General features: G+C 70.4%; 6 protein-coding genes and 1 pseudogene. 4 read left to right on the top strand and 3 right to left on the bottom strand.

Annotation, left to right across the window (positions count from 1 at the left end):
* The 4 genes from ACFFCN_RS18330 to ACFFCN_RS18315 all read left to right on the top strand — a co-directional run.
* A partial coding sequence (locus tag ACFFCN_RS18330; protein WP_375494010.1) for a hypothetical protein occupies window positions 1–927 on the top strand: 927 nt, incomplete at its 5' end.
* Window positions 928–987: 60 nt separating this feature from the next.
* Window positions 988–2,328, top strand: a complete 1,341-nt coding sequence (locus ACFFCN_RS18325) for a M16 family metallopeptidase (protein ID WP_375494008.1) — start codon at window positions 988–990, stop codon at window positions 2,326–2,328.
* A gap of 12 nt (window positions 2,329–2,340) precedes the next feature.
* Window positions 2,341–3,093 (top strand): 4-hydroxy-tetrahydrodipicolinate reductase, encoded by a 753-nt coding sequence (gene dapB, locus ACFFCN_RS18320; protein WP_375494007.1) that lies wholly within the window; start codon window positions 2,341–2,343, stop codon window positions 3,091–3,093.
* Window positions 3,090–3,599, top strand: a complete 510-nt coding sequence (locus ACFFCN_RS18315) for a mismatch-specific DNA-glycosylase (protein ID WP_375494005.1) — start codon at window positions 3,090–3,092, stop codon at window positions 3,597–3,599. The genes dapB and ACFFCN_RS18315 overlap by 4 nt, the downstream gene beginning before the upstream one ends.
* A gap of 12 nt (window positions 3,600–3,611) precedes the next feature.
* Here ACFFCN_RS18315 and ACFFCN_RS18310 read toward each other — a convergent pair whose 3' ends face one another.
* From ACFFCN_RS18310 to ACFFCN_RS18300, 3 genes and pseudogenes are all read right to left on the bottom strand, one after another.
* On the bottom strand, window positions 3,612–4,238 hold the full coding sequence (locus ACFFCN_RS18310; RefSeq protein ID WP_375494003.1) for a DUF2461 domain-containing protein: 627 nt from the start codon (window positions 4,236–4,238) through the stop codon (window positions 3,612–3,614).
* Between the two features lie 331 nt (window positions 4,239–4,569).
* Window positions 4,570–4,779: pseudogene (locus ACFFCN_RS18305) on the bottom strand (DUF2461 family protein); the annotation flags it as partial.
* 5 nt (window positions 4,780–4,784) lie between these two features.
* Window positions 4,785–5,330 carry a GNAT family N-acetyltransferase gene (locus ACFFCN_RS18300; protein ID WP_375494001.1) on the bottom strand — a complete coding sequence of 182 codons (546 nt, stop codon included), beginning with the start codon at window positions 5,328–5,330 and terminating at the stop codon, window positions 4,785–4,787.
* Window positions 5,331–5,491: the final 161 nt, after the last annotated feature.

The following is a 5,491-nucleotide window of genomic DNA, read 5'->3' as shown; positions in this document are numbered from 1 at the left end:
GCCCGTGCCCGGACCGCCCGCGCCGAACCCGACCTTCACCCGGTAGGGCCGGTGCGCGGTTTCGGCGGCAGCGAACCGCTGGTCGGTGAGATCGTCGGTTTGCGCACGTTCCGCGTCGACGCGTCCGGTGCCCTGCTGCCCCTCTACTCCGGCGGGGTCTGGTACGACGGCGAGAACACGGCGACCTGCTCGCCGCCCACCGGCCACCACGGACGCCCGGCCCACGCCGTTCCGGACGACGACTGCGAGTGCGGCTTCTACGCGTACGGCAGCGCGACGGCCGCCAGACAGAACCGCAACACCCGGCACGTCCAGGCGGTCGTCTCGTGCTGGGGCTCGGTCGTCGCCGGCACGCAGGGTGTGCGCGCCCAGCACGCGCGCATCGACGCCGTATGGCTCAGCCCGCGCGCGCCGCAGTGGCTGCGCCGGCGGGTGGCCGTGCGCTATCCGTCCGCGCGCCTCTACACCGACGCCGACGCCATGCTGGCCGAGCATCCGCTGACACCGCTGCCGTGCTACGAGCAGCGCCGGCCGCGCCGGTTCTCCGCCGTCGCCCTGGGCGCCCTGCTGCTCGCCATCCTGACCCTCGGCGCGCTGCCGGCCACCGCGTTGCACGTCAACAACGGGCTGTGGCTGGCCTGGCTCGTGACGACCTGCGCGGTCGGTCTGCTCGCCGCCTGGCTCGCGGTCGGGGTCCGCACCGCCGGTCACGGCACGGCTGCGGGCATCACGCTCGCCCTGTTCAGTTGGCTGGTCGCGCCGGCATTCGGGTTGACCACCGGCCTGGTGCTGCGGGCGTGGCCGATGCTGGGCCTGCTTCGCGTTGCGGTCGCCTGGGTCGACCGCGTCCGACCGTGGCACTTCCCGGTCGTAGCCATCACGGGCCCGGAAACGATCCAACGCCTGTGGGCGTCCGCGCGGAGCTAGCACCCGGGACCGGTGGCCGGCGCCGGTGCGCTACCGCCGTGCATCCGTAGGATCAGGCGGATGACCGCAGCACCGCCCACCCGACCACTCCGGCGTGCGAGTACCTCTGCGCTGACGAACGCGACCGGCGGCGGCCTGATCAGCCGCACCACGCTGCCCGGTGGCCTGCGCGTCGTCACCGAGGCGATGACCGGTGTCCGCAGCGCCAGCGTCGGCGTGTGGGTGCCCGTCGGGTCGCGCGACGAGTCGCCGTCGCTCGCCGGCACCAGCCACTTCCTCGAGCACCTGCTGTTCAAGGGCACAGGCACGCGCAGCGCGCTGGACATCGCCCGCGCCATGGACGACGTCGGCGGCGAGTTCAACGCCTTCACCGAGAAGGAGTACACCTGCTTCTACGCGACGGTTGTCGACCGTGACCTCGACGTCGCGATCGACATCGTCACCGACGTCGTACTCAACGCGACCATCGCCGTTCAGGACGTCGACATCGAGCGCGGCGTCGTGCTCGAGGAGATCTCGATGCGCGACGACGACCCGGGCGACCTCGTGCACGACGAGTTCTCCACCGCGCTGTTCGGCGACGTCCCGATCGGCCGGCCGATCCTCGGTACCGAGCAGTCGGTGCGCGCCCTCACCCGGCGACAGATCCACGGGTACTACACCCGCCGGTACCTGCCGAACGCGATGGTCGTCGCGGTCGCGGGCAACGTCGAGCACGCAGCAGTGGTGCAGCGCGTGCGCCGGGCCTTCGACGAGCAGCTGGAACCGACGCAGACTGCGCAACCCGCGCGGCCCGGGTCGGTCGCCACCGCGGGCCGCCCGGCCGTTCCCGTCGCCGTCATCGACGACGACACCGAGCAGGCCAACATCGTGCTCGGCTGCCACGGGCTGTCGCGCCACGACCCGCGCCGCTTCGCGCTCGGCGTGCTCTCCTCCGCCTTGGGCGGCGGCATGAGCTCCCGGCTGTTCCAACGCATCCGCGAGGAGCGTGGGCTGGCGTATTCCGTGTACTCCTACACCAGTGGCTTCGCCGATGCCGGGCAGTTCGGCGTCTACGCCGGGTGCCAGCCGGGCAAGGCCGACGAGGTCCTGTCGCTGATGACCGGCGAGCTGCAGGCCGTCGCGGCCGGCGATCTCGGGCTGGACGAAATCGAGCGCGGCAAGGGCCAGATGCGCGGCGCCATCGTGCTCGGTCTGGAGGACGCGAGTTCACGGATGACGCGCATCGGCAAGAACGAGATCGCCTATGACGACATCATGGGCGTCGACGAGGTGCTCGCGCGCGTCGATGCCGTCACGGCGCGCGACGTCGCCGAGGTCGCCGACGACCTGCTTGCCCGGCCGCGGTGCCTGACGGTCGTGGGTCCGTTCGGCAAGCACGACTTCGACGGCGCGGTCTGAGGCGAGGACACGATGAGCGACACGATCCGGGTCGGCGTGCTGGGTGCCCGTGGGCGGATGGGCCAGCAGGTGTGCAAGGCCGTCGATGCTGCAGCCGATCTCGAACTCGTGGCGATGGTCGACGCGGGTGACTGGTTGTTCAGCGTCGCCGACGCCGACTCCCAGGTGCTCGTCGACTTCACGCACCCGGACGTTGTCATGGACAACATCCGGTTCGCCATCGACCAGGGCATCCACGCCGTCGTCGGCACCACCGGCTTCACCACCGAGCGGTTGAACACGGTGCGGGAATGGCTGGCCGACTCACCGTCAACCGGTGTGTTGATCGTGCCGAACTTCGGCATCGGTGCGGTGCTGTCGATGAAGTTCGCGCAGGTGGCGGCGGCCTATTACGAGTCGGCCGAGGTGGTCGAGCTGCATCACCCGAACAAGGCAGACGCGCCGAGCGGCACCGCCGCACGGACGGCCCAGCTGATCGCCGCAGCGCGCCGGGACGCCGGCCTCGGTGCCGCGCCGGACGCGACGACACAGGCCCTCGACGGCGCGCGCGGTGCGGACGTCGACGGCGTGCGCGTGCACGCCCTGCGTATCGCCGGCATGGTCGCGCACCAGGAGATCGTCTTCGGCGCCGAGGGTGAGACGCTGACCATCCGGCACGACTCGCTCGATCGGGTGTCGTTCATGCCCGGCGTCCTGCTCGGGGTGCGCAACGTCATGACCCGACCCGGCCTCACCGTCGGCCTGGAAGCCCTGCTCGATCTGTGAGCCTGACCGACCTGCTCGATCCGTCGGTGCGGATCGTCGTCGCCGGCACCATCGCAGCCTGGCACCGCGCCGAACAGGAGCATTACTACGCCGGCGCCGGCAACCAGTTCTGGTACCTGCTGCATGCCAGCGGGCTGATGCCCGAGCAACTGCAGCCTGCCGACGACCACCGGTTGCCGGCGTTCGGCATCGGCCTGACCGACCTCGTCCGCACCCGGCGCTCCGAACCGGGCGAGCCGCCGGTGTTCGACGTGCGCGGCTTCCACAAACGCATCCGCCGGTGCGCTCCCGACGTCGTCGCATTCGTGAGCAAGACCGCGGCGTCGTCGTACGCACGGGCCGCGGGGGAGCGCCTGCCGCGCGAGCACGGCGCACTGTCCTGGCAGGTCGCAGGCGTGCCGGCCTTCGTGCTGCCCGGCCCGTCGGGCGCGAACAACGGCATGCCGCTGCCGCTGCGCACCGCGATGTGGGCGGACCTGCTCGATTACCTCGAGACGCTCGCCTGATCTCGTCCGGCGCTAGTCGTGGCCGACGTGTATGTCGAGCCAGGACACGAGCGGCGCCATCGCCCGCCACACCTTGGTGATCTCTCGCTTGGCCGCGGGCGTCGCGAGCCAGTCGGGCGCGCCGAGATCGCGGGTGACGGTGAGCGTCTTGTGCCGCAGCAGATCGGCCCGCGGGTGGTCCTTGGCGTAACCGCTCGGCACCCGGGTCAGTTGCTCGCCGCCGACGTTCAGCCTTTTTCGCCGCAGGGTCTCCACGGTGCGGTGCAACTGCGGCCCGGCGACGTCGTCGTGCACGCCGCGGCGCAGGCGATCGATCTGACCCGAGCTCATCCGCCAGTACCCGGCCGCGAGCCACAGCCCGGACGCGCCGACCTGCACGTAGACCGACGACTCGCCGAACCACGCGCCCTGGTGCGTCTTGTACGGCGTCTTGTCCTTGCTGAAGCGCACGTCGCGATACGGGCGGAACAGCTTCGCCGGACCGAACGGCTTCTCCAGCTCGAGCAGCAGCGCCTCCATCGGCGCGCGCACCGACTCGTCGTACACGTGTTTATGCGCCTGCCAGAACGTCTTGGAGTTGTCATCCTCGAGGTCCTCATAGAAGTCGAGGGCAGCGACAGGGATACCGGTGAACGCCACGCCTCCACGCTAGCGAAGCCTTATATGTCGAGAAGTGCTTCGTCCGTCCAGACGTCTGCGTGTCCCTGAGCCAGCAGAACTCGGGTGCCGGGCGGGGCTTCCAGGTATTCCGCTACCTGCGGACACCGTTCCATGAGATGGGCTGCGTGCAGCGGAAGGAAGAAGTCGGCGGCATCGGACCACTCGCCGCTCCACCAGTACCAGCCGGACGTGTCGCCCTCGGGAGGGTGTCGCATCCCGTGCACGGGCCAGGTCCACTCGCCGGACACGAGAGACTGCGACGCTCCGAGTTTCGTCCCGGCGACGCTCACCGCTGTGTACCTCTTCCTAGTTTCTCCTTGCTGAAGCGCACGTCGCGATACGGGCGGAACAGCTTCGCCGGACCGAACGGCTTCTCCAGCTCGAGCAGCAGCGCCTCCATCGGCGCGCGCACCGACTCGTCGTAGACGTGCTTGTGCGCCTGCCAGAACGTCTTGGAGTTGTCGTCCTCGAGGTCTTCGTAGAAATCGAGCGCGGCGATGGGGAAGCCGTCGAAACTCACCGCGTTCACCCCTCGTCGACAAATGACGTCTGCAGCCGGATCTGCCGTAGCTCGCCCGCGCCGGTGTCCAGCGCGCGGGCCAGCCCGTCCGGCGCCCAGCCGGCGGAGACGAGGAATTCGCGGGTCACCTCGTCCTGTTCGGGGATCCAGCACACGCCGCGGGTCATGCCGTCGGCGCGGGCGTGGTCGACGGTCGCCGCCAGCAGTCGCGACCCGTGCCCTCGTCGACCCCACCGCGGTTCGACGAGCACGAGTGCCAGCTCCGACGTCGTGTCCGCCGGCGGGTCGTCGGGCTCGACGTCGACGACCGGCCCGGACGCGGCGAAGCCGACCAACCACTGCTGTTCGAGCGCGACCAACACGTGGTGCTGTGCCGACGGCGGTGCGGTGATCGCCGACGCCCACTGGCCCGCGGCCAGGTCGGGCGTGAGCCCGCTCAACACCGGTTCGGGCAGCACCTGCGCGTACGCGAGCCGCCAGGTGTCCACCTGGATGCGGCCGAGCTGCTGCGCATCGGCCTCGGTCGCGGTGCGGACGCTGACATCGGCCACACCCCGACACTAGTAGCGCGCGGCGAGCACTTCGTCAGGCATGTCGTCGGGCTCGCGGGCCACCGTGGCGTACATCTGCGCGGCAACGACGACGACGCTGCCGACGATTACGAGCGAGATGCCCGCGGCAGCGAAGTTGTCCGGCACGATGTCGGCGACGA

Source organism: uncultured Jatrophihabitans sp. (genome assembly GCF_964246335.1).
Lineage (GTDB): Bacteria > Actinomycetota > Actinomycetes > Mycobacteriales > Jatrophihabitantaceae > Jatrophihabitans.
This window is presented reverse-complemented; position numbering and strand designations above follow the sequence as displayed.

What these genes read in the sequence shown, in the direction of transcription:
- ACFFCN_RS18325 (WP_375494008.1), top strand. Translation starts at nt 988, where the DNA reads ATGACCGCAGCACCGCCCACCCGACCACTCCGGCGTGCGAGTACCTCT.
- dapB (WP_375494007.1), top strand. Translation starts at nt 2,341, where the DNA reads ATGAGCGACACGATCCGGGTCGGCGTGCTGGGTGCCCGTGGGCGGATG.